We start from the raw sequence: 22,563 nt of genomic DNA on the forward strand, positions 1-22,563 counted from the left end.
TTTTACGTGATGTGGCCTAGACTCCGTGATTTTTTTGCGCGTGAACTGCTGACCCTGATCGATCCCACGCAGCCGAAGCACCGTCGCAGAAAGGTGCAAATCGTGGCAACGGTCGGTTCGGCCCTGACGTTGGGAATGGTGACCGCATTCGGCGTGGCGCCCATGGTGCCCGAAGCGGCCCGCAACGGTGCTAGCGTGACGCTGCCGCTGACCTTCCCCGATCTGGCCCGGCAAATCCAGCAGCTCGACGCGCAATCCCAGACATTCATCCACCAGGTGGCGCTTCGGCGCGGCGAAACGCTGGGCGACATGCTCTCGCGCCTGTCGATCCAGGACCCCGCCGCCGAGCGCTTCATCCGCGACAATGCCGTCGCCCGACGCCTGATCGGCGTGCCCGCCGGGCAGGTCGTGCAGGCCGAAACCGACGACGACGGCAAACTGGTCTCGCTCTCCACCGTGCTCTCGAGCGGCGCGACCTCCGCCCAGCAACTGGTGATCGAACGCGACGACAAGGGCACGCTGCGCGCGCGCATGGAGCAGCTTGCCAACGATACCGAATGGGCCATGCGCTCAGGGGCGATCGCCGGTAACTTCTTCACCGCCATGGACGACGCGGGCGTGCCCGATGCCGTCGTCGCGCAGATGGTCAAGATCTTCTCGGGCGTGATCAACTTCCAGCGCGACGTGCGCCGCGGCGATCGTTTCCGCCTCGTGTACGAAGTGATCAAGCAGCAGGATCGCACCGTTCGCACCGGGCGCGTGCTTGCCATCGAGTTCATCAACCAGGGCAAGACCCATCAGGCCATCTGGTACGCCGACCCGCAGGGCTCGCCGGAGGGGGCGTACTACGGCTTCGACGGCCGCAACCTCAAGCAGGCGTTCCTGCGCACGCCGGTCGAGTTCTCGCGGATTTCGTCCGCTTTCGGCGGACGTGAGCATCCGTTCCAGCATCAGTGGAAAAAGCACGAAGGCGTGGATCTGGCCGCCCCGGTCGGCACGCGCGTGTTCGCCGCGGGCGATGGCGTGGTCACGTTCGTCGGCAAGCAGAACGGCTACGGCAACCTGATCGAGATCGATCACTCGGGCAACTTCCAGACGCGCTACGCCCACCTGTCCGGTTTCGGCCAGGGCGTAAAGGCCGGCATGCGCGTCACGCAGGGCCAGGTCATCGGATTCGTGGGCCAGACGGGCTGGGCGACCGGCCCGCACCTGCATTACGAACTGCGTCTCAAGGGAGTGCCGCTCAACCCGTTCTCGACGGACGTGGCTGCTGTGGCACCGCTCACGGGCGCCCGCCTGAAGCTGTTCGACATGTACGCCGAGAACCTGCTCAAGCGCATCGATCTGATGCGCACCGTACAGGTCGCCGAGCGCGATTGAGGTATGCTGGAGACCGCACGGTACGGGTAACGCGAAAGGCTGTCGGATAGCCCGCGCGTCGCCCGGCCGGTGCGGCACCGATTTTCCGGACCTCCACCCGCCAGCGCTTTCCCATGACCGATACCGCTCGTCCCATCGCCGCTTCGGCATCCTCGGGGTCATCGTCTCAATCGCCCTGCTTCATCGGCCTGATGTCCGGCACCAGCCTCGACGGCGTCGACGGCGTGCTGGTCGATGGGTCTGACGGCCGCGTGCTTGCGGAATCGTATCGCCCGTTCCCGCACGACCTCCGAGAAACCCTGATGGTGCTGCAGGCGCCGTCCGAGAACGAGCTGCACCGCGAAGCCCTGGCCGCGAATGCGCTGGTGCGCGTCTATGCAGACTGTGTCAACGAACTGCTCACCCGCTCGGCGGTCAGCGCCGACGCTGTTGCCGCGATCGGCGCCCATGGGCAGACGATCCGGCATCGTCCGGGGGAATTCGATGGTGTGGGGTACACGCGCCAGCTCAACGCCCCCGCCCTGCTCGCCGAGCTCACGGGCATCGACGTGGTGGCCGATATTCGCAGCCGCGATGTCGCCGCCGGCGGTCAGGGCGCGCCGCTCGTGCCCGCCTACCACCAGGCCATGTTCGCCCATGCGAACGAGACACGCGTCGTCTGCAATCTCGGCGGCATCAGCAATGTGACGATTTTGCCGGCGCTGACGACGGCGCAGCCGGTCTCGGGTTTCGACTGCGGACCGGGCAATGCGCTGCTCGACGGCTGGGCGACCCGCCATCTGGGCACGGCCTACGACGACGGCGGCACGTGGGGTGCGGGCGGACGAGTCGACGAAGCCCTGCTCGCCGCACTGCTCAACGAGCCTTACTTCGCCCAGCGCCCGCCCAAGAGCACAGGCCGCGACCTGTTCCACGCCAAGTGGCTCGACACGCATCTGGCGGCCTTCTCCGGCGTCGCGCCGGTCGACGTGCAGGCCACGCTCGTCGCGCTCACGGCACAGTGCGTGGCGAGCGACGTGCTGCGTTACGCCCCCGACTGCCGGGGCTTCTACGCCTGCGGCGGCGGAACGCGCAATCGCGCGCTCATGCATGCCATTGCGGCCCGACTTCCCGGCATCACGGTTGCGACGACCGAGGCGCTGGGCGTGCCGCCGCAGCAGGTGGAGGCACGCGCGTTCGCGTGGCTCGCGCAGCGCTGCGTGGCGCGGGAGCCCGGCAACCTTCCGTCCGTCACCGGCGCGAAGGGTCCACGCATTCTTGGCGCGATTTATCCGCGCTGAACCACGGGTCGAACACTGCGTCCGTCATCCGCGGCGGACCGCTTCGCCCGCCGCTCGCCCTTGTGAGACGCAGCCCAAACGCCGGAGGACGGCACCCAAATGCGGTGCCGATTTTCGGGGTTCGTGATTCCATGTGCCACTCTTGAAGCGTCATTTCGACACCTTTTTCGATGTCGTCCAGGACGTTCAACCTCAGTGGGCACCCATCATGGCCGAAACCGGTTGGCTTTACCCCTTCGAGGGGCTGAAGGACGGTTACCCCTCGAGCCGACAGTTCGAGGTCTGTCGAACTGCCGGCGGCGAAGGCAACGGCGTGAGAACGCTGGTTCCGTTCGCACGCGGACAACGCATCAGCCGCATGGCCGGACTGCTGTCCAGTCAACGCAAACTGCACACCCTCCAGGTGAGCGAAACGACGCACCTCTACGATCCCCATTTTTCCGGGTTGCTGCTCCACTCATGCGCACCGTCGTCAGTGCTGGACATGAAGCGACTCGAGATCTTCGCGCTCCGGGATATTTCGGCCGGCGAGTTCCTCACCATCGATTACGCCTGCACCGAGGAGGTATTGGCGCGGCAGTTTTCGTGCGAGTGCGGCGCGCCGAACTGCCGGCGATGGATCACCGGGTTTCGGGAACTGCCCGATCAGGAAGGGCAGAAACGACTGGCTGCGCCTGCGGAGGCGCCCGCCCGGCGGATTTTGCCGTGAGCCGCCCCTCGTCCACGATGCTGCACGTCGACACCACGGCGGTGATGGGCGACCGCGGCACCACGGACGAACCCGGTGTCGTCCCCGCCATCCACTACAGCGCGGTTTTTGCCGCGGCCGACGAATCCGCCTTTGCGCGGATGTCGAGCACCCCCCGGCATCCGAGGAACTACACCCGATACGGGAACCCGGTCCATGAGCGGATCATGGCGATCATGGCCGAGCTCGAAGGGACTGAAACCGCCCTCGTGACGGGCTCCGGCATGGGCGCCATGACCACCACGCTGCTCGCCTTGCTCGGCGCCGGCGACCACGTGGTGGCACAGACGCAGCACTACATGAGCACGTCGCGAGTACTCGACACGCTGCTCGGCAAGCTCGGCGTGAAACTCACCCTCGTCGACGCGACGGATCCGGCCGCCATGGCCGCCGCGCTGCGGGAGAACACGCGTGTGATCGTCCTCGAATCGCCCGCCAATCCAACACTCGCGCTCACCGATATCGGGGCAGTCACGGCGCTGGCGCGAGCTAACGGCATTCTGACCGTTGCCGACAACACGTTTGCCACACCTCTCAATCAGCGCCCCGCCGAGCTGGGGGTCGACGTGGTCGTGCACAGCGCCACCAAGTACCTGGGCGGGCACCACGACCTCACCGGCGGCGTGATCTGTACCAGCCACGCGCTGGCCGAGCGGATCTGGTCCACGCATTTGAGCGTCGGCTCGGTGCTCTCGCCCATGGACGCCTGGTTGTTGCTACGCGGTCTGCGCACCCTTCCATTGCGCATGGAGCGCGTCAATGCGAATGCACTGGCGCTGGCACAGTGGCTTTGCGATCAGGCGAAGGTGCGCGACGTGGTCTACCCCGGGCTCGAGTCCCATCCGCAATTCGCACTGGCCGGCCAGCAGATGAACGGCTTCGGCGGCGTGCTGACGTTCCGGGTCCGTCGCGGCGAGGCGGCGGCCAAACGTGCGTTGTCGGCACTTCGCATTCCCCTCATCGCGGCAAGTCTCGGAGGCGTCAACTCGCTCGCCATCCACGTGGCGACGCTTTGGCATGGCACCCTGAAAGATGCCGCATCGTCGGAGCGCATACCGTCCGATCTCATCCGGTATGCGGTCGGCATCGAACATATCGACGATCTGAAGCGCGATCTGATGAGCGCGTTACGCAGTGCCTGACGGGCGAGCGTCGCACCGGCAAAAAAAAGCCCCCTCATGGAGGGGGCTTCCGTCTTGCCGCCCCGATGGGGCAGCCAACGCGTCGGTACCGCTCAGACCGAGAACGACGAGCCGCAGCCACACGTGGTGGTTGCGTTCGGGTTCTTGATCACGAACTGAGCGCCGTTGATATCTTCCTTGTAGTCGATCTCGGCGCCCACCAGATACTGGTAGCTCATCGAGTCGATCAGCAGCGACACGCCGTTCTTGTCGAGTACGGTGTCGTCTTCGTTCACATCTTCGTCGAAGGTGAAGCCATACTGAAAGCCGGAGCAACCGCCGCCCTGCACGAAAACGCGCAGTTTCAGCTCAGGGTTGCCTTCTTCGTCGATCAGTTGCTTGACCTTGTCCGCGGCGCTGTCGGTAAAGACCAGGAACGCGGGCATTTCCGTGACGGCGGCCTCAAGCGGTGCGTTCATCGCAAATCTCCATAAATCGGTTCGGTATCATTCTATTCCTAATCCCCAATTTGTGCCGACGCTCGGAAAATCAAGGGGTTAGAGACGACAAATACCGTTACGGCAGTACGGGAATATGGGTCAGGCCCATGTTTTCCGGCAAGCCGAACATCAGGTTCATACACTGCACGCCCTGACCGGACGCGCCCTTGACCAGGTTGTCTTCGACGACGAGGATCACCAGCGTGTCTTCGTTGCCGGGACGGTGGACCGCCATGCGCACATAGTTCGACGCCCGCACCCAGCGCGTCTCCGGCATCGAACCGGCCGGCAGCACGTCCACGAACGGCTCGCCGGCGTAATAGGTCTCGAACAGCGCCTGGAAGTCCGTGTCACGGGCTTCCGGCAGGATCGTCGCGTAGAGCGTCGAATGAATGCCGCGAATCGTCGGCAGCAGATGCGGCACGAACGTCAGGCCCACTTCGTAGCCGGCAATGGCCTCAAGCCCTTGCTTGATTTCCGGGTGATGGCGATGGCCCTTCACACCGTAAGCCTTGAAGTTGTCGGCCGTCTCCGCGAGGATCAGCGAGGTCTCGCCCTTGCGGCCTGCGCCGCTCGCGCCCGACTTGGCGTCGGCGATCAGATGCTTCGGATCCACCAGCTTGCGCCCGCCAGCGAACAACGGCGCGTAACCGAGCTGGACGGACGTCGGGTAGCAGCCCGGCAGTCCGATCACGCGCGCGCTCTTGATTTTCTCGCGGTTGACTTCCGGCAGGCCGTAGACCGCCTCCTCGAGGATGTCCGGGCAAGCGTGCGGCATGCCGTACCACTTCTCGAACGTCGCGGTGTTCTTCAGACGGAAATCCGCAGCCAGATCGATCACGCGCACGCCGGCTGCGAGCAACTCACGCGCCTGCGCCATGGCCACGCCGTGCGGCGTGGCGAAGAAGACGACGTCGCATTCGGTCAGACGGGCGTCGTCGGGCGTGCAAAATGCCAGGTCGACACGGCCTCGCAGGTTCGGGTACATGTCGGCGACCGGCGTACCCGCTTCCTTGCGCGAGGTGATTGCCGTCAACTTCACTTCCGGATGCTGCGCCAGCAAGCGGAGCAGCTCCACACCGGTGTAGCCGGTGCCGCCTACGATACCTACCTTGACCATGTCCTACCCCTTTCAATCAGAATCGCGATTCTATCAAGCTTCCACGACACATGTGGGATGGTGACGCATCGCGCGCAAATGCCGTCGGGCCTGTGGATACGTGCCGCGCAATGAAAAAAGGCCGCGCGAGGCGGCCTTTTCTTGCACCTGCCGACAGCAGATGCGAACAAGCACTCGTGCGATTAACGCTTCGAGAATTGCTTGCGACGGCGGGCCTTGTGCAGACCAACCTTCTTACGTTCGACTTCACGGGCATCGCGAGTCACGAAGCCTGCGGTCGACAGCGTCGGCTTGAGCGTCGCGTCGTAGTCGATCAGTGCGCGGGTGATGCCGTGGCGAACCGCACCGGCCTGACCCGTTTCACCGCCGCCCGAGACGTTGACCTTGATGTCGAACGTTTCAGCGTGGTTGGTCAGCTCGAGCGGCTGACGGACGATCATCAGCGACGTTTCGCGAGCGAAGTACTCTTTGATCGGCTTGCCATTGACGACGATGTCGCCCTTGCCAGCCTTGATGAACACACGAGCAACAGCGCTCTTGCGACGGCCGGTGCCGTAATTCCAATCGTTTTTGAACATGGCGTGGCCCTTAGATCTCGAGCGACTTCGGTTGCTGCGCTTCGTGCGGATGATTGCCGTCGGCGTACACCTTCAGCTTCTTGATCATCGCATAGCCCAGCGGACCCTTCGGCAGCATGCCCTTCACGGCCTTCTCGAGCGCACGGCCCGGGAAACGCTCTTGCATCTTGCCGAACGTGGTTTCGTAGATACCGCCCGGATAGCCCGAGTGACGGTAGTACTTCTTGTCAGTTTGCTTCGCGCCCGTAACTTTCAGCTTGGCAGCGTTGACGATGATGATGTAATCACCAGTATCAACGTGCGGCGTGAATTCAGGTTTGTGCTTGCCGCGCAGACGGCGTGCCACTTCGCTGGCGACACGGCCGAGGACTTTGTCCGTCGCGTCAATCACAAACCATTCGCGCGTCACCTCTGCCGGCTTAGCGGAAAACGTCTTCATGATCGATCCAAATAAAATGCGTTTGCCCCATTAACACCAACTTCCTGCTTGTCTGCCGGCCGCGTCCTGGCGAATCGAGTCGCATGGCGCAGTCCTGTGCTTGCAGGCTCTCCCTGATGCTTTTTCCGTGGGCATTTCCGGAAAAGCCGTTGATTATACAGAAAAATCCACTCCCCGGTAAACGGCGTTTCCGGGCGCACAAAAAAAAACCCGAACCTCAAAGGGTCCGGGTTAAATCCACCAAAGGAGGAGGGTGGAGGAGACACTTGCAGGATTGCTGTGAAGCACAACAACCAATGACTGAAGTGTAGCAAAGCGGATGGTGCAACGCAAGAAAATTTATAGTGCGAAATCAGACACCATAATATGAAACGCAAGATGCCAACATGAAACTATATTATTTTCAATAAAATCAATTATTTACACGAATTCCCGCCTTTCACCCCACCCGCTTGCGTAGAGCCAGGCTTCTAAATTTAGGGTTTATCCCCCTGAAAAGGCGATCAAAAAAGCGCCAATATTGCGACGCAGCAACCCGGGCCGTGAACGTTGGCATTCCAGGGGCGCGAGCGGCGTCGTACGCGGGTCGTCGGAAGCCGCTACAATTTTCAGCTTGAATGAGATATCGGGGTTTCGAATGATGGAATGCAAGGTGAGCTGGATGGGCCAGGACGGCATGGCCTTTGTTGCGCAGACGGGCAGCGGGCACATCGTCGCGATGGACGGCGCACCGGAGGGCGGCGGCCATAATCTTGCGGCGCGCCCGATGGAGATGCTGCTCGTGGGCACCGGGGGATGCACCGCGTATGACGTGGTTCTGATCCTGAAGAAGAGCCGTGCCGAAGTGAAGGGTTGCAGCGTCACGCTCAAGGCCGAGCGCGCCAGCGAAGATCCGAAGGTGTTCACCAAGATTCACTTCCACTTCACGGTAACCGGCCGCAATCTGAATTCGGCAACGGTGGAGCGTGCCGTGACGCTCTCGCACGACAAGTATTGCTCGGCGTCGATCATGCTGGCCAAGACGGCGGAGCTCACGCACAGCGTCGAGATCGTCGAAGGCTGAATCGCCTGGGCAAACGCCGGTCTTTGGAAAGACAAAAGGCTCCCGCGGGAGCCTTTTGTCTTTAATTGGGATGCAGAGCCGGCCGATAAGCCGGATTCTGTGAACGCGACTCACGCCGCGCCTGACAATCATTCCTCTAGGCGACGCATCGCTGCGCCGCTCAAGCTTCCTACCCGCAGGCTCCCGGGGGCCCCGTTGCCGGCACACGCACGAGGCGCATGCCGCTCACCTGCCTATTTGGAATTGCTCCGGGTGGAGGTTACCGTGCCGTGTGCGTTGCCGCACGCCGCGGTGCGCTCTTACCGCACCGTTTCACCCTTACCTGATCCACCTGACTTTCGCCAGGGGCCATCGGCGGTCTGTTCTCTGTTGCCCTGTTCCGCGTCTCGCGACGGATGGCCGTTAGCCATCACCCTGCCCTGTGGAGTCCGGACTTTCCTCCCCCTCCCAAAGGGAGGCGGCGATTGTCTGGCCGACTCTGCGGGGCGAAGTGTATCACGCATGCCGCCCCCTGACCGGCGGGGCGGGCCATCGGGAATCGCTTGTGGACTCCCCGCCCGGCATCGCGCATGCCGTCCCTGGGGGATCCGGATATCGAGGAAAGCGTCGGGCACCGTGCAGTGCGGGCCCGAGCTTCAGTCAGACGTCTTCTGCCGCCGTCCCGGACGGAACACGTCGGTATCGCGATAGAAGTCGGGCATCTCGTTGGCCGGCCACCAGCCCGGAATACCCAGCACGGGCAGCGGCGCGAAGTCGCGCGTCGACAGCGGCACGTCGACGAGCAACGGAGCGATCCGGGCGTCGAGCCACGCCCTGCGCTCACCCGGCGCCCACGCGAAATAGGCGGCGGGGACACTCACGATCCACGCATGTGCCGTCACCGATTTATAGGGCGTGACGAGCTTTTCCAGCAGCGCATGACCGAACGGCTGGACCTCGCAGGCACGCCCCCAGTCGGCGCGACGCGTGACGAACAGCGTTTGCCAGTCGAACCGGCGCAAGGCGGCGGCCAGTGCCGGATCGCTACAGGCGAAGAGCACGGCATTCTCGTCGAAAAGCGTGGCGGCGTCGCGCGTGGCGCCCCGCGTGGCCTGCACCCCGTCGCGCGCGATGGCGGTAGCCTGACGACCATTGAGCGCCGCCTTGCCCTTCGGGTAAGTCAGCCAGATCAATGCATTGAAGAAATCGTGCAGATTCCGACGCGTGGGCACGCCCCCGGTGGCGGCAATGAACGCCTCGTACGCGATGTCCGTCGGCAAGTTCTCCTGCGCGACGAACCGTAGCGCGCGGCCGTGTCCGCTCACCAGCCCGGCGGCGGCGGCCTGCGACGAGACCGCTTCACGCCAATCCCCGCGCGACAGCGCATCGCGCGCACGCTGCGCCACGGCCTCGAACCACGGTTGCCGCCAGTCGATCTCCGGCAACCCCGCGACCGACATCGACTCGCCCACCGATGCCGGGGCTCCCGGCGTCACCCCCTTAGCTTCCAGCCGATGGTCTCGCCGCCGCGCAACGGTACCACCGTCGCGTCGCCCATCGGCAGCTCTGCCGGCAGTTCCCAGTCTTCTCGCACGAGCGTGATCTTGTCGGCGTTACGCGGCAGTTCGTAGAAATCGGGGCCGTGGAAACTGGCGAAACCCTCAAGCTTGTCGAGTGCGCCGGCCTTGTCGAACGCTTCGGCGTACAGCTCCACCGCGTGCAGCGCCGTGTAGCATCCGGCGCAACCGCAGGCCGCTTCCTTGACGCCACGCGCGTGCGGCGCGCTGTCGGTACCCAGGAAGAAGCGTGCGCTGCCCGACGTTGCCGCCTTCACGAGGGCTTCGCGGTGAGTTTCCCGCTTGAGTACGGGCAGGCAGTAGTAATGCGGACGAATGCCGCCGGTAAAGATCGCGTTGCGGTTGTATAGCAGGTGATGTGCGGTGATGGTCGCGGCGATCGGACCTTCGGCACTTGCGACGTAATCGGCGGCGTCCTTCGTGGTGATGTGCTCGAACACGACCTTCAGGCCTGGGAAATCGCGGCGCAGCGGCGACATCACCTTGTCGATGAACACCTTTTCACGATCGAAGATATCGATGTCGGCGCTCGTGACTTCACCGTGAACCAGCAACGGCATGCCGACTTCCTGCATGGCTTCCAGGGCACCGCGGCATTTGGCCAGATCGGTCACGCCGGCATCCGAATTCGTCGTTGCGCCCGCCGGGTAGAGCTTCACACCGTGCACCAACCCCGACGCCTTGGCGCGACGAATCTCTTCGGCCGGCGTGTTGTCGGTCAGGTACAGCGTCATGAGCGGCTCGAACGCATTGCCGGCCGGACGGGCCGCCAGAATGCGTTCCCGATAGGCCGAGGCAAGTTCCAGCGTGGTGACCGGCGGCTTGAGGTTCGGCATGATGATCGCGCGGCCGAACTGGCGGGCGCTATCGGGCAGCACGCTCTTGAGCACGGCGCCATCGCGCACATGCAGGTGCCAGTCATCGGGACGAGTGATAGTCAGTTCGGTGGTCATGGGCGTTTTCCGGGGGCTGGGAAGGCTCCTCGCCGTGGCGGCCGACGCGACCGGGCTCGCGTGGTGACGCGTCGGCGCGACGGACCCGATGGGCGGGAATGTACGTGCACAAGGGCCGGTGCTATGCTTGTGCAACCCCATATTGTAACGGCTGCGGCGCTCTGACACGACGTGCGAAGCCAATCATCGATTTCCCCGTACCATGTGCCAACTTCTCGCGATGAACTGCGCGGAACCGACCGACATCACGTTCTCATTTACCGGTTTCGCGGCACGTGGCGGGGGCACCGACAGCCACGCCGACGGGTGGGGCATTGCATTTTTCGAGGACAAGGCCTGCCGCCTGTTCATCGATCACCAGGCAGCGGCCAATTCGCCCATTGCCGAGTTGGTGAAGAAATATCCGATCAAGTCCAAGAACGTCATCGCGCACATTCGCAAAGCCACGCAAGGGGTCGTTGAGCTCGAGAACTGCCACCCGTTCCAGCGCGAACTCTGGGGACGGCACTGGATCTTCGCCCACAACGGCGACCTGCACGACTACGACCCGTTCCTCTCAGGCGTCTACCAGCCGGTCGGCACGACCGACAGCGAGCGGGCCTTTTGCGACATCATGCAGGGGTTGCGCAAGCGCTTCCCCGGTTCGCAGCCGCCGCTCGACGAGCTGTTCCATGCCGTCGAGGACATCGCGCGCACGATCACACGCCACGGCGTGTTCAACTTCGTGCTGTCGAACGGCCAGGCCCTGATCGCCCACTGCTCCACGCGCCTGCACTTCATCGCGCGTCAGTGGCCGTTCACCAAGGCGCACCTGATCGACGCCGACTGGGAAATCGATTTCGCCAAGTTCACCACGCCGGCCGACCGCGTCGCCGTGATCGCCACGGTGCCGCTCACCGACAACGAGGTCTGGACCACCTTCGAGCCTGGCGAGCTGATCCTCTTCGAGAAGGGCGCGCCCACGCTTCGCACGATCGTGCCTATCCCGGAAGCAGTGCGCCTGCGCAACGCTCAGAACACGGCCTGCCTCTGATCGCGGCGCGCGACGCCCCGAACGGCTTTCGCGGCACGCAAGCGTCAAGCCTGCCGCGCGCATGAAAAAAAAGCGTGCCCGAGGGCACGCTTTTTTTGCGAGGACGGCGGCGGCGATCAGTGCAGGATCTTGGCCAGGAAGTCCTTGGCGCGGTCCGACTTCGGATTCGCGAAAAACTCGTCCTTGTTGTCGTCTTCGACGATGATGCCCTGGTCCATGAAGATCACGCGGTTCGCGACCTTCTTGGCGAAACCCATTTCGTGCGTGACCACCATCATGGTCATGCCTTCCTGAGCCAGTTCGACCATCACGTCGAGCACTTCGTTGATCATTTCCGGGTCGAGTGCCGAGGTCGGCTCGTCGAACAGCATGGCGATCGGGTCCATGCACAGCGCACGGGCGATGGCCACGCGTTGCTGCTGGCCGCCCGAGAGCTGACCCGGGAACTTGTGCGCATGCGCCTTCAGGCCCACTCGCTCGAGCAGCTTGAGCCCCTTGTCGCGAGCGGCTTCCTTGCTGCGGCCGAGCACCTTGACCTGCGCGAGCGTCAGGTTTTCGGTGATCGACAGATGCGGGAACAGTTCGAAGTGCTGGAACACCATCCCGACACGCGAGCGAAGCTTGGCCAGGTTCGTCTTGGGGTCTGCCACCGAGGTGCCGTCGACGATGATCTCGCCTTGCTGGATCGGCTCCAGACCGTTGACGGTCTTGATGAGCGTGGACTTGCCCGAACCGGACGGGCCGCACACCACCACGACTTCACCCTTCTTGACCTCAGTGGAACAGTCCGTGAGCACCTGGAACTGGCCGTACCACTTGGAGACGTTTTTCAGGGTAATCATTTCGCCAACCTCTTTTGAAGACGTTTAACCAACATCGAAACCGTGAAGCAGATCACAAAGTAGACCGCTCCGGCAAACACAATCATCGCAGGCAGCGTACCGTCGCGCTGCCCCACCTGATACGCCATGCCGAAGAAGTCGGCCAGGGCGATCGCGTAGACGAGCGACGTGTCCTGGAACAAGATGATGCCCTGCGTGAGCAGCAGCGGCACCATGTTGCGGAACGCCTGCGGCAGCACCACGAGGCCCATGGCCTGCCAGTACGACATCCCCAGCGCGAACGCGGCGGACATCTGGCCGCGCGATACGCTCTGGATACCCGCGCGGATGATTTCCGAATAATACGCCGCCTCGAACAACGAGAAGGCGACCAGGGCGGAGACCATGCGGATGTCCCACGTCGGCGGCACGTCGAGCAGCGAACGCAGCACCTGCGGCACGATCAGGAAGAACCACAGCAGCACCATCAGCAGCGGGATCGAGCGGAACACGTTCACGTACAGGTCCGCGAACCACTTCAGAACGGTCACGCCCGACAGGCGCATCATCGCGAGCAGGGTGCCCCAGACGATGCCGACGATCACGGCAAGCACCGTGATCTGCAACGTCGTGACCATGCCTTTGATGAGCAGCGGCGCTGCGTCGATGGCGCCGCCCCATGCAAAGATCTCACCCATTATTTGCCCCCGATGTAGCCCGGCAGGCGGGTCTTGGCTTCGATGAAGCGCATGAGCACCAGCACCGCGATGTTGATGATCATGTACGCGATCGTCACGGCGATGAACGATTCGTAGCTATGTGCCGTGTAGTCGATGAGCTGCTTGCCCTGACCGGTCAGTTCGAGCAGGTTCACCGTGGAGATCACGGCCGAGTTCTTGAAGATGTTGACGAATTCCGAGGTGATCGGCGGGATCACCACGCGAAAGGCCACCGGCAGCAGCACGAAGCGATACGTCTGCGGCAGCGTGAGGCCCATGGCCAGCCCGGCGTTCTTCTGGCCCTTGGGCAGCGAATTGATACCGGAGCGCACCTGCTCGCACACGCGGGCGGCCGTGAACAGGCCCAGGCCGATCACACCGGTGAGCAGCGAGACGTTCGCCGGATTGAGCGAGAACAGCCACTGGCGAACCCCTTCCGGCAGGAAATCGGGCGCGACGTAATACCAGAAGAACAACTGCACCAGCAGCGGGATGTTACGGAACAACTCGACGTACGCCGTCGCGAAGCCGGAAATCCATTTGTTTGGGATGGTGCGCATGACGCCGAGCACGGAGCCGACGATGAGCGCGATGATCCAGCCGCCGAGGCCCACCTCGAGCGTGAGCTTGAGGCCCGAGAGCAGCCACCCGAAGTAGGTGGTGTCCTCCCCGGTCGCCACCGGCTGGAAGAAAAAACTGAAATCGAGACCGAGAGCCATGATCTCCCCTCTTCTACTTGTCTTGCTTAAAAAGAAGCGGAAGGATTGACTCCTTCCGCTTCAGCATTACGCACATGCAGCGCTGTGAATGTTCAGCGAACAACCTGGCTGGTCCGGCTTACTTGGCGCCCTGAACGTCAGCATTGTCGTTCGGCGACTTCCACAGGGCGGCCATTTCGGCCGACGGCGGGAAGTCCATGTTCACACCGTTGAGCGCCGGGATCGGCTTCTGGAACCACTTGGCGTAGTCCTTCTGGGCCTGGCCCGACTTCTGGTAGTCGGCCACGGCCTTGTCCACCACCTTCTTGAAGGCCGGGTCATCCTTGCGCATCATGCAGCCGTAGGCTTCGTACGATTGCGGCTTGCCGACGATGCTGTAGTCCTTGGCGTCCTTGAACTTGGCGCGCTCGCCCGCGAGCAGGGCGTCATCCATCATGAACGCAACGGCACGGCCCGAATGCAGCGTGATCGCGGCTTCGCCGTGGTCCTTCGCGCTGATGATGTTCATGCCCATGTTGTCTTTCTGGTTCATCTCGCGCAGCAGACGCTCGGAGGTCGTGCCCGCCGTGGTCACGACGTTCTTGCCCTTGAGGTCGGCGAAATCCTTCACGCCCGAGCTGTTCTTCGTCAGCAAACGCGTGCCGATGATGAAGAACGTGTTCGAGAACGCGGCCTGCTTCTGGCGCTCGGCGTTGTTCGTGGTCGAACCGCACTCGAGATCGATCGTGCCGTTCTGAACCAGCGGAATGCGGTTCTGCGACGTGATCGGGGTCTGCTTGACGTCCAGCTTCGCCAGCTTCAGGTCCTTCTTGACTTCGGCCACGATGGCCATCGCCACGTCGTTGGCATAGCCCACGACATTGTGCTGGTTGTCATAGAACGAGAACGGAATCGACGACTCGCGGTTTCCCAGCGAGATGATGCCCGTGTCCTTGATTTTTTTGAGGGTACCGCTTTCCTGAGCTTGGGCAGCGCCCGCCATCAGGCCCACACAGCACATCGCCAATGCAATTTTCGAGAGGGTCATTCCTTGGTCTCCTTGGCACAAAACGAATGCATTTTAGCACTGCCTTTGCCCATTTTATTATTCCCGAATGTCCGGAACGTACGTCTTTTTTGACGCAATTCGCCCCGAACATTCGGTTTTACGCATTAATGCGTATTACTACTTAGTTGAGCGACACTGCCCGATCAGGGGTACAGGCCGCGCATCTCACGGGCTTGCAGAATACGGGTACACGCCACGATGAAGGCCGCCGTGCGCAGCGACACCTTGTGCTCCTGCGCCACGTGCCACACGCCGTCGAAGGCTTCGCGCATGATGCGCTCCAGGCGGTGATTGATCTCTTCCTCGGTCCAGAAGAAGCTCGAGAAATCCTGCACCCATTCGAAATACGAGACGGTCACGCCACCGGCGTTGGCCACCACGTCGGGCACCACCAGGATGTTCTTGCTGCGCAGGATGTCGTCGGCGGCGGTCGTCGTCGGACCGTTGGCGCCCTCGACCACGACCTTGGCGCGGATCTTGTCGGCGTTCTTCTCGGTGATCTGGTTTTCCAGGGCCGCCGGGACCAGGAATTCGCAGTCCAGCGACCAGAATTCGTCGTCCTGGATCGTCTCGGCCGCCGGGAAACCGCCCACGCCACCGGTCTCGGCCACGTGCTTGAGCAGGTTCGGCACATCGAGGCCGTCGGACTTGAAAATGGTGCCGGTATGATCCTGCACGCCGATGACATGCGCGCCGGCCTCATGGAACAGACGCGCGGCGATCCCGCCCACGTTGCCGAAGCCCTGCACGATCACGCGCGCGCCGCGCACGTCCATGCCCAGGCGACGGGCCGCTTCGCAGCTCACCACGAACACGCCGCGGCCGGTCGCTTCGCGACGGCCGAGCGAGCCGCCCAGCGAGATCGGCTTGCCGGTCACCACGCCGGTGGCGGTGGAACCCTCGTTCATCGAGTAGGTGTCCATCATCCACGCCATGATCTGCTCATTCGTGTTGACGTCCGGCGCCGGAATGTCCTTCGTCGGCCCGATGATGATGTTGATTTCGCTGGTGTAACGGCGCGTGAGGCGCTCCAGCTCACCGCGCGAGAGCTTGCGCGGATCGACGCGGATGCCGCCCTTGGCGCCGCCGTAAGGCACGTTCACCGCAGCGTTCTTGACCGACATCCAGGCCGACAGGGCCATGACTTCGGACAGGGTCACGTCCTGGTGGAAACGCACACCGCCCTTGCCGGGGCCGCGCGAGGTGTTGTGCTGGACACGATAGCCCTCGAAATGGGCGATGGTGCCGTTGTCGAGTTCGATCGGGCAGTCGACGATCAGAATCCGCTTCGGGCGCTTGAGGGTTTCGACCCAGCGCGAGAGCGTGCCCAGATAGGGCGTGACGCGATCGACCTGTTGGAGATAGTTACCCCACGGACCGAGGTGCTCGGCGTCGAGGTAAGAGGGCAAGGCATGTGACGTTTGAGACATCTTTGGATTCTCCGGCTTCAATCGGCGCCGCACGCACATACCGTGCTTGCGACACGAATGGCTCGCACTTTACAAAGAACCGCAGAGAACAATCCAATGCCGAATAAACATGCATCTATGCAAATCGTGCATAGTTTTGTCATCCACCCTGCCGGGCGGCGACGTCTACCCGTTGCACTGATCCCGCACCGCCTGCCAGAACGCCTCGACGGCATCACGCTTGGCCCGCTCGCGACGGTTGCCGGCATCCGCATTGGCGAGCCGGTCTCGGTAAAGCCGGATTTCCATGTCCAGGTGCCACGGGGCGGCCGCCTTGCCCGGCGGCGCGAGATCGATAAGTTCGCCGCGCGCCACGGAGTCGACCACGGCGCTCTCCGGCAGAAACGCCACGCCGTGCCCCGCGAGCACCATCGCCTTGAGCGCTTCGGCCATGTCCGTCTCGTAGACCTTGTCCAGATGCAGGCCGCTGGACGGGTCGCCCGCCAGCAGATCGGCCATGCGCCCGAGATAGGCGTTCGACGTGTAGGCCAGGTAGGGCACCTGCGCCTCGCGCGTGCCGGGCAGCCTGAAACGGGCGCGCTTTTGCGGCGTGGGCGCGCTGTAGGGGCTGAAGCGCTCGCTGCCGAGCACGATCATCTCGTAGCGCGCCGCGTCGAGTTGCAGCGGCTGGCTCGGATGGTAGTAGCACATCAGCAGATCGCAGCCACCGTCGGTGAGCGACATGGCCGCATCGTGGACATTGAGGGCGCGCAAGCGGCTGCGCAGCAGGCCGAGCCGCTTTTCCAGCGTCTTGAGCCAACGCGGGAAGAACGTCATGGACAGCGTGTGCGGCACGGCGAAATCGAGCACCGAGTGATCGGCGGAGCGCTGCTCGCGCAGCAGCGCCCGCGCCTCCTGTGCCTGAGAGAGCAGCGCCAGCGCCTGCTCGTAGAAGACTTCGCCAGCGGGGGTGAGCCGCGTGGGATAGCTCGAACGGTCGATCAGTTCGCTGCCGAGCCACGCCTCGAGCGACTGGATGCGACGCGAAAACGCCGGCTGCGTCACGTGACGCAACTCGGCCGAACGGCTGAAACTGTTCGTCTTGGCGAGCGACACGAAGTCCTCGAGCCATTTGATTTCCATGCGGCGCTCCCGCGGCTGCCATCCCAGCGCGCTAGTCTACTCAATCGCGCACCCGGCGCACAGCGGTCGCTCCCCGCCGCGCCTGGCACGGCCCGGCAGCGACATCCTCGCCGAGCGAGTCGACCTACGACACGACCGTAGCGAAGTGAGACGCCTCGGCATCCCCCTCGTCACCGCGCCGTTGCTGCTGCAATGCCCACATCTGAGCGTAGAGTCCCTCGGCGCGCAGCAGTTCGTCGTGCGTGCCGCGCTCCACGATGCGTCCCTTGTCGAGCACGATGATTTGCGCGGCGTGCACCACCGTCGAGAGTCGGTGGGCGATCACGAGCGTGGTGCGCGAGCGCGCGATATTGCGCAGCTCTGACTGGATCGCCTGCTCGGAGCGTGAGTCCAGCGCCGACGTCGCCTCGTCGAAAATCAGGATGTGTGGATTCTTGAGGATGGTCCGCGCGATCGCCACGCGCTGCTTTTCCCCGCCGGAGAGCTTCAGGCCGCGCTCGCCGACCATCGACTCGTAACCGGCGGGCAGGCTTTCGATGAAATCGTGAATGTGCGCGGCGCGCGCGGCCGCGATCACCTGCTCGCGCGATGCGGACGGATTGCCGTACGCGATGTTGTAGTAAATGGTGTCGTTGAACAGCACCGTGTCCTGCGGCACGATGCCGATCGCCGCGCGCAGCGAATCCTGCGTGACTTCGCGAATGTCCTGGCCGTCGATGGTGATGCGTCCGGCCGACGCGCCCGGAAAGCCGACGTCATAGAAGCGGAACAGCAGGCGCGAGAGCGTCGATTTGCCCGAGCCGCTATGGCCGACGACTGCGGTGGTCGTGCCCGCCGCGATGCTGAAGTCCACGTCGTGAAGAATCTGGCGTGACGCTTCATAGCCGAAATTCACGTGCTCGAAACGCACCCGGCCGCCCTGGCACACGAGCGGTTGGGCGCCGGGCGGATCGGCCACTTCGCGATTGACGTCGAGCAGCGTGAACATGCGATCCATGTCCGTCATTGCCTGCTTGAGTTCCCGGTAGATCACGCCGAGGAAATTCAGCGGAATGTAGAGCTGCAGCATGAACGTGTTGACGAGCACCAGATCGCCGAGCGTCATCGTGCCGTTCATCACGCCGCGCGTGGCATGCCAGAGGATCAGGATCAACCCGGTAGCGATGATCACCTGCTGACCGAAGTTCAGCACCGAGAGCGAATTCTGCGACCGGATCGCCGCCGCGCGATAGCGTCGGAGGTTCTCGTCGTAGCGCTGCGTCTCGAACGCCTCGTTGCCGAAATACTTCACCGTCTCGTAGTTGATGAGCGAGTCGATCGCGCGCGCATTGGCTTTCGAGTCGAGCTCGTTCATCGTGCGGCGAAAGTGCGTACGCCACTCCGTCACCTTCACCGTGAAGACGATGTAGCAGGCGAGCGCGACGAGCGTGACGATGGCGTAGAACGCGTCGTAGCGCACGACAAAGAAGCCGAGCACGAGCGCCACTTCGATGAGCGTGGGCAGAATGCTGTAGAGCGAATACGAGATCATCGACTGGATGCCCCGCGTCCCCCGCTCGATGTCGCGGCTCATGCCGCCCGTCTGACGCTCCAGGTGAAAGCGCAGCGACAACGCATGAAGATGACGAAACACCCTGAGCGCGATCTGCCGCACGGCGCTTTCCGTGACCTTGGAGAACAGGATTTCCCGAAGTTCGGTGAAAAGCGACGTGGACAGGCGTACCAGGCCGTACGCGACCACGAGCAGCCCGAGCCCGCCCACCACGATGAGACTGGGATCGTTCGCGGCACGCGCGGTGCTCGACAGCGTGGCCACCGGGCCGAGCGCGTCGACGATGTGTTTCATGATGATCGGCACGCCAAGGTTCGCCACCTTGGCCAGGATCAGGCACGACAAGGCCAGGGTGACCCGCCCGCGGAATTCGAGCAGGTAGGGCAACAGCGATTTGATGACCTGCCAGTCGCCGCGCGGCGACCGGGGTGCATTGGCAGCCGCCGGCGCGGGCTCGGCCGGAGTGAAACGTCTCATGGTGGCGTGGGGCGGCGTCCGGCTCGCGCGAGGGCTTTCCGCTAGAATCGTTGATGACGTATTTTCGCAGAACCCGGCGTCTCATGCTGAGCCGACGCCGGGCAGTCTCACCGGCTCACGCAAGGAATCTCATGAGTACCCCCACCCCCGCTCTCACGGCGCTGCCCGACGAAAAAGAACTGGCTTTGCGCGTCATGCCGATGCCCGCCGACGCGAACGCCCATGGCGACGTGTTCGGCGGCTGGATCATGTCTCAGGTCGACATCGCCGGTTCGATCCCTGCCGCGCAGCGGGCCAACGGCCGCGTGGCGACGATTGCCGTCAACTCGTTCCTGTTCAAGGAACCCGTGTTCGTGGGCGACCTCCTCAGCTTTTACGCCACCATCGTGAAGACAGGCAACACGTCGATCACCGTCTACGTCGAGGCCTACGCGCAGCGCATGCGCCTGTCGCACGAGATCGTGAAAGTCACCGAGGCGATGGTCACGTACGTGGCAACCGACGAAGACCGCCGTCCCCGACAGTTGCCGAAGCTCGATACCGCGAGCTGAGCGCCACGCCGCATCGCGGTCGTCCGGCGGCGGACGGTCGCATGCCGGCCGTTCGCGTGCACGGCGCGAGCGCCGCTCCCGCAAAGAAGCGCCGCACGCCCCGGGCAACGGAACGTGCGGCGTTCGCACATTGCCGGGCGGACGCCCCGGCAATGCGTGCCTTACGAAAACTGCGTGAAATCCGGTTTGCGCTTCTCGAAGAACGCGGTGAAGGCTTCGCGGGCTTCCGGCGACACCAGGCGCTTGCCGAACTCCAGGGCTTCTTCGCCGATGCGCTCCCTGACGTCGCGCGCGCTGTCGCCCTTCATCAGTTGCTTCGTCACGCGCAGCGATCCCGCCGGCATGGCGGCCAGTTGTGCGGCGCGCCTGGCGGCGAATTCCTGGAGCTCCGCCGCGGGCACCACGCGATTGACGAAGCCCATCGCCACGGCCTCGTTCACGTCGAACGGTTCGCCGAAAAGCAGCTTCTCCGCGGCGCGCTGGTAGCCCGCCACGCGCGGCAGCAACCAGCTCGACGCCGCTTCCGGACAGAGCGCCAGTTGCGAAAACGGCAACGAAAACCGCGCTGTCTCGGCCGCGTAGACCACGTCGCAGTGCAGGAGCATCGTCGTGCCCACGCCCACGGCATTGCCGGACACGGCGGCGACGATCGGCTTGGTTGCCTCGCTGATGGCGTAAAGGAACCGGAAGACAGGGGCCTCGCCGTCCGTCGGGGGATGCTTCAGGAAGTCCTCGAGATCATTGCCCGCCGAGAAGGCCTCGGGGTGCCCCTGGATGAGGATCACGCGCAATGTCGGATCGGCTTCCGCCGCCAGGATGCCCTCGGCCAGTTGGGCGTACATCGCGGCCGTGATCGCGTTCTTCTTGTGAGCGCGATTGAAGCTCAGCACCTGCACGGCGCCCTGACGCTGCACCAATACGTCTTCCATCTCGTCTGTCTCCTTGGGTTGCAGGCCGCCGGGCCGAAGCGCCGGGACGTCATCCGCTGCCCCGCCGTCGTCAAAAACGCCGGGGTGCGGCCGCGCGCCCGCGAACCCGCACCCCGGCGCCGCGAGCCGACGTCGATCCGGCGAGGGGCCCTGTCGGCGACCTGCCGATCGCCGGCGACGGACTCGCCCCCGCGCGAGCGGCGGCCCACCCGATTACATGCGCTCGAGAATCCCCGCGGCGCCCATGCCCGTGCCCACGCACATCGTCACCATGCCGTACTTCAGGTTGTGACGACGCAGCGCATGCACCACGGTCGCGGCGCGAATCGCGCCGGTGGCGCCCAGCGGGTGCCCCAGCGCGATGGCGCCGCCCATCGGATTGACCTTGCTCGTATCCAGATCCAGATCCTTGATGACAGCCAGTGCCTGCGCGGCAAACGCTTCGTTGAGTTCGATCCAGTCCATGTCCTGCTGAGACAGGCCGGCGGCACGCAGCGCCGCGGGAATCGCTTCCTTCGGGCCGATGCCCATGATTTCGGGCGGCACGCCGCGAACGGCGAACGAGACGAAGCGCGCGAGCGGCGTGAGGTTGAACTGCTTGAGCATCTTCTCGCTCACGACAAGCAGCGCACCTGCGCCGTCCGACGTCTGCGAGCTGTTGCCGGCCGTGACCGAGCCCTTGTTGGCGAACACCGGGCGAAGCTTGGCGAGGCCTTCGAGCGACGTGTCCGGGCGCGGGCCCTCGTCAAGCGAGAGCGTGCGCGTCTTGACCGCCACTTCGCCCGTCGCCAGGTTCGGGAAGCGCTCGACGATCTCGATCGGCGTGATTTCCTGGGTAAATTCGCCGGCCTGCTGGGCCTGGATGGCCTTCTGGTGCGACGCCAGCGCGAAGGCGTCCTGCGCCTCGCGCGTCACGCCCCACTGCTGCGCGACCTTCTCCGCCGTGAGCCCCATACCGTAGGCGATGCCCACATTCTCGTCGCGCTCGAAAATCGACGGCGAGAGCGACGGCGTATTGCCCATCATCGGCACCATGCTCATGCTCTCGATGCCCCCGGCGATCATGGCGTCGGCCTCGCCCACGCGAATACGGTCGGCGGCCATGGCCAGCGCCGTCAGGCCCGAGGCGCAGAAGCGGTTGACGGTCACACCGCCCACCGTGTTCGGCAGCCCGGAGAGCAGCGCACCGATACGCGCCACGTTCAGCCCCTGCTGGGCTTCGGGAATCGCGCAGCCGATGATGGCGTCCTCGATCACCTTCGGATCGAGATCCGGCACCTGGGCGAGCGTGCTCTTGAGGATGGTCGCGAGCAGGTCGTCCGGACGGGTATTTTTGTAGCTGCCCTTGGGCGCCTTGCCGATCGGCGCGCGCGTGGCGGCAACGATATAGGCGTCTTGCAGTTGTTTGCTCATGTCAGTCTCCG

At 63.9% G+C, this 22,563-nt stretch carries 22 protein-coding genes and 1 other RNA gene; 7 read left to right on the forward strand and 16 right to left on the reverse strand.

All coding sequences use genetic code 11. From position 1 onward, the window contains the following. The first annotated feature begins 9 nt into the window (after nucleotides 1-9). From PMO31116_RS04165 to PMO31116_RS04180, 4 genes are all read left to right on the forward strand, one after another. Complete coding sequence (locus tag PMO31116_RS04165) at nucleotides 10-1,380, forward strand: M23 family metallopeptidase (RefSeq protein ID WP_150565624.1); 1,371 nt, start codon at nucleotides 10-12, stop codon at nucleotides 1,378-1,380. 113 nt (nucleotides 1,381-1,493) lie between these two features. Further along, a complete protein-coding gene (locus PMO31116_RS04170) occupies nucleotides 1,494-2,660 on the forward strand; it encodes an anhydro-N-acetylmuramic acid kinase (protein WP_150565625.1) in 1,167 nt (388 codons plus the stop codon). Between the two features lie 208 nt (nucleotides 2,661-2,868). Further along, a complete protein-coding gene (locus PMO31116_RS04175) occupies nucleotides 2,869-3,369 on the forward strand; it encodes an SET domain-containing protein-lysine N-methyltransferase (protein WP_150565927.1) in 501 nt (166 codons plus the stop codon). Next, nucleotides 3,366-4,550 (forward strand): trans-sulfuration enzyme family protein, encoded by a 1,185-nt coding sequence (locus PMO31116_RS04180; protein WP_246185143.1) that lies wholly within the window; start codon nucleotides 3,366-3,368, stop codon nucleotides 4,548-4,550. The genes PMO31116_RS04175 and PMO31116_RS04180 overlap by 4 nt, the downstream gene beginning before the upstream one ends. A 92-nt stretch (nucleotides 4,551-4,642) precedes the next feature. Here the strand turns inward: PMO31116_RS04180 and erpA are convergent, their stop codons facing one another. The 4 genes from erpA to rplM form a co-directional block, all read right to left on the reverse strand. Next, nucleotides 4,643-5,008, reverse strand: coding sequence for an iron-sulfur cluster insertion protein ErpA (gene erpA, locus PMO31116_RS04185; protein WP_023597499.1), 366 nt, complete (start codon nucleotides 5,006-5,008; stop codon nucleotides 4,643-4,645). 97 nt (nucleotides 5,009-5,105) lie between these two features. Continuing rightward, complete coding sequence (gene argC, locus PMO31116_RS04190; protein ID WP_150565626.1) at nucleotides 5,106-6,149, reverse strand: N-acetyl-gamma-glutamyl-phosphate reductase; 1,044 nt, start codon at nucleotides 6,147-6,149, stop codon at nucleotides 5,106-5,108. A gap of 182 nt (nucleotides 6,150-6,331) precedes the next feature. Then, nucleotides 6,332-6,727 carry a 30S ribosomal protein S9 gene (gene rpsI, locus PMO31116_RS04195; protein ID WP_010805092.1) on the reverse strand — a complete coding sequence of 132 codons (396 nt, stop codon included), beginning with the start codon at nucleotides 6,725-6,727 and terminating at the stop codon, nucleotides 6,332-6,334. A gap of 10 nt (nucleotides 6,728-6,737) precedes the next feature. Then, nucleotides 6,738-7,166: a 50S ribosomal protein L13 gene (gene rplM / locus PMO31116_RS04200; protein WP_023873145.1), complete on the reverse strand. Its 429-nt coding sequence runs from the start codon at nucleotides 7,164-7,166 to the stop codon at nucleotides 6,738-6,740. 640 nt (nucleotides 7,167-7,806) lie between these two features. Between rplM and PMO31116_RS04205 the strand changes: the two genes are divergently transcribed. Then, nucleotides 7,807-8,229 carry an OsmC family protein gene (locus PMO31116_RS04205; RefSeq protein WP_150565929.1) on the forward strand — a complete coding sequence of 141 codons (423 nt, stop codon included), beginning with the start codon at nucleotides 7,807-7,809 and terminating at the stop codon, nucleotides 8,227-8,229. Between the two features lie 70 nt (nucleotides 8,230-8,299). Here the strand turns inward: PMO31116_RS04205 and rnpB are convergent. The 3 genes from rnpB to pyrC form a co-directional block, all read right to left on the reverse strand. Then, an RNA gene (gene rnpB, locus PMO31116_RS04210) (RNase P RNA component class A) lies at nucleotides 8,300-8,709 on the reverse strand. Between the two features lie 155 nt (nucleotides 8,710-8,864). Then, nucleotides 8,865-9,704 carry a DUF3025 domain-containing protein gene (locus PMO31116_RS04215; protein WP_246185144.1) on the reverse strand — a complete coding sequence of 280 codons (840 nt, stop codon included), beginning with the start codon at nucleotides 9,702-9,704 and terminating at the stop codon, nucleotides 8,865-8,867. Continuing rightward, a complete protein-coding gene (gene pyrC / locus PMO31116_RS04220; RefSeq protein ID WP_150565627.1) occupies nucleotides 9,701-10,738 on the reverse strand; it encodes a dihydroorotase in 1,038 nt (345 codons plus the stop codon). Before pyrC ends, PMO31116_RS04215 begins: the two co-directional genes overlap by 4 nt. A gap of 202 nt (nucleotides 10,739-10,940) precedes the next feature. Here pyrC and PMO31116_RS04225 point away from each other — a divergent pair, with 202 nt between their 5' ends. Further along, nucleotides 10,941-11,771, forward strand: a complete 831-nt coding sequence (locus tag PMO31116_RS04225; protein ID WP_150565628.1) for a class II glutamine amidotransferase — start codon at nucleotides 10,941-10,943, stop codon at nucleotides 11,769-11,771. A 116-nt stretch (nucleotides 11,772-11,887) separates the two neighbouring features. On the opposite strand, the gene PMO31116_RS04230 is transcribed toward PMO31116_RS04225, so the two are convergent. The 7 genes from PMO31116_RS04230 to PMO31116_RS04260 all read right to left on the reverse strand — a co-directional run bounded on the left by PMO31116_RS04230 (nucleotide 11,888) and on the right by PMO31116_RS04260 (nucleotide 19,659). Further along, a complete protein-coding gene (locus tag PMO31116_RS04230; protein ID WP_150565629.1) occupies nucleotides 11,888-12,613 on the reverse strand; it encodes an amino acid ABC transporter ATP-binding protein in 726 nt (241 codons plus the stop codon). Continuing rightward, nucleotides 12,610-13,290, reverse strand: a complete 681-nt coding sequence (gene gltK, locus PMO31116_RS04235) for a glutamate/aspartate ABC transporter permease GltK (RefSeq protein ID WP_023597506.1) — start codon at nucleotides 13,288-13,290, stop codon at nucleotides 12,610-12,612. The genes PMO31116_RS04230 and gltK overlap by 4 nt, the downstream gene beginning before the upstream one ends. Next, nucleotides 13,290-14,030, reverse strand: a complete 741-nt coding sequence (locus PMO31116_RS04240; RefSeq protein WP_023597507.1) for an amino acid ABC transporter permease — start codon at nucleotides 14,028-14,030, stop codon at nucleotides 13,290-13,292. Before PMO31116_RS04240 ends, gltK begins: the two co-directional genes overlap by 1 nt. Before the next feature lie 118 nt (nucleotides 14,031-14,148). Then, nucleotides 14,149-15,057 (reverse strand): glutamate/aspartate ABC transporter substrate-binding protein, encoded by a 909-nt coding sequence (locus tag PMO31116_RS04245; protein WP_150565630.1) that lies wholly within the window; start codon nucleotides 15,055-15,057, stop codon nucleotides 14,149-14,151. 164 nt (nucleotides 15,058-15,221) lie between these two features. After that, nucleotides 15,222-16,508 (reverse strand): Glu/Leu/Phe/Val family dehydrogenase, encoded by a 1,287-nt coding sequence (locus PMO31116_RS04250; RefSeq protein WP_023873140.1) that lies wholly within the window; start codon nucleotides 16,506-16,508, stop codon nucleotides 15,222-15,224. 165 nt (nucleotides 16,509-16,673) lie between these two features. Continuing rightward, entirely contained in the window at nucleotides 16,674-17,630 is a 957-nt protein-coding gene (locus PMO31116_RS04255; protein ID WP_150565631.1) for a LysR family transcriptional regulator, read from the reverse strand. A gap of 124 nt (nucleotides 17,631-17,754) precedes the next feature. After that, nucleotides 17,755-19,659, reverse strand: coding sequence for an ABCB family ABC transporter ATP-binding protein/permease (locus PMO31116_RS04260; RefSeq protein WP_150565632.1), 1,905 nt, complete (start codon nucleotides 19,657-19,659; stop codon nucleotides 17,755-17,757). A gap of 131 nt (nucleotides 19,660-19,790) precedes the next feature. Between PMO31116_RS04260 and PMO31116_RS04265 the strand changes: the two genes are divergently transcribed. Next, complete coding sequence (locus tag PMO31116_RS04265) at nucleotides 19,791-20,210, forward strand: acyl-CoA thioesterase (protein WP_150565633.1); 420 nt, start codon at nucleotides 19,791-19,793, stop codon at nucleotides 20,208-20,210. Nucleotides 20,211-20,371: 161 nt separating this feature from the next. On the opposite strand, the gene PMO31116_RS04270 is transcribed toward PMO31116_RS04265, so the two are convergent. Together PMO31116_RS04270 and PMO31116_RS04275 are read right to left on the reverse strand one after the other, a co-directional pair. Beyond that, entirely contained in the window at nucleotides 20,372-21,139 is a 768-nt protein-coding gene (locus PMO31116_RS04270) for an enoyl-CoA hydratase (RefSeq protein WP_150565634.1), read from the reverse strand. A 213-nt stretch (nucleotides 21,140-21,352) separates the two neighbouring features. Continuing rightward, on the reverse strand, nucleotides 21,353-22,552 hold the full coding sequence (locus PMO31116_RS04275) for an acetyl-CoA C-acyltransferase (protein ID WP_150565635.1): 1,200 nt from the start codon (nucleotides 22,550-22,552) through the stop codon (nucleotides 21,353-21,355). Nucleotides 22,553-22,563 lie beyond the last annotated feature (11 nt).

The sequence above is a fragment of the Pandoraea morbifera genome (assembly GCF_902459575.1).
Lineage (GTDB): Bacteria > Pseudomonadota > Gammaproteobacteria > Burkholderiales > Burkholderiaceae > Pandoraea > Pandoraea morbifera.